Raw genomic sequence first — 868 nt, 5'->3', positions numbered from 1 at the left:
TATAAATAACAAAAAAAACGCCAGACAGACTTAACTTAGTTAAATTGTAACTAATTATACCATTGCTGGTTGTGGGCTTTTCTTGTAACCTGCCGGGATTCCAGACGCATTTTGTTAATCACCAAAATATCACCTTACCGGACGTTACATGACCGCTCACATTTCAAAAGATCCTCTGCATGGCGTAACCCTTGAAATGCAAGTCAATGCGTTGGTTGAACGTTTTGGCTGGGTAAAACTGGGTCAACGGGTTAATATCAATTGTTTTAAAAGCGATCCCAGCGTCAAATCCAGTTTAAAGTTTCTGCGTCGCACCCCGTGGGCGCGCGCTGAAGTCGAAGCGCTGTATCTTGATTCGTTGAAAGAGGCGCCTGCCGCAAAAGCCGATGATGCCGATCCCTGGGCAAATAGCCGTGGTAACAAACGTTAACCTTTTCTCCCGCCAACGTTGACGCAGTGAGTGTGCCGCTCAGCAAAAGCGGCACACAGTAGCCTGCGTTACGATGAGCGCCAGCGTCGCGTCAGCGGTTTCTCCGCTTCAACAATCAAGAACATGACAAAACCAATGGCAAAGGTGATGAGCCAGTAACGGAATGGCAACGCCTCGGTGCCAAACAGCATTTGCATAAAGGGAAGGTAGATAATCGCCAGTTGCAGCACGAGCAATACGGCGCTGACAATCCAAATCCCCCGGTTGGCTAATAACCCCTTGGTCAGCGAAAAGCCGTTGGATACTCGGCAGTTAAGCATATAGAACCACTGTGCGGTGACCAGCGTTTGCAGCAGGACGGTACGAATCAGCTCGGCAGAGTGGCCTTGCGGTTGGAGCCAGGCTTCCAGTGCGAAGGCGCTGAGTGCAATCATGGTG

2 protein-coding genes are annotated in these 868 nt (G+C 49.8%); one reads left to right on the top strand and one right to left on the bottom strand.

Translation table 11 applies throughout. The annotated features are described in order from the left end of the window. Positions 1-148 precede the first annotated feature (148 nt). Positions 149-430, top strand: a complete 282-nt coding sequence (locus J5224_RS31175; RefSeq protein ID WP_264628876.1) for a VF530 family protein — start codon at positions 149-151, stop codon at positions 428-430. Positions 431-498: 68 nt separating this feature from the next. Here J5224_RS31175 and J5224_RS31170 read toward each other — a convergent pair. After that, the coding region (locus J5224_RS31170; RefSeq protein WP_264628875.1) for a cation transporting ATPase C-terminal domain-containing protein at positions 499-868 on the bottom strand (370 nt) is incomplete at its 5' end.

The organism is Candidatus Symbiopectobacterium sp. NZEC135 (assembly GCF_025962695.1).
The sequence above is the reverse complement of the archived record's forward strand: the minus strand, read 5'-3'. Positions and strand labels throughout refer to the sequence as shown.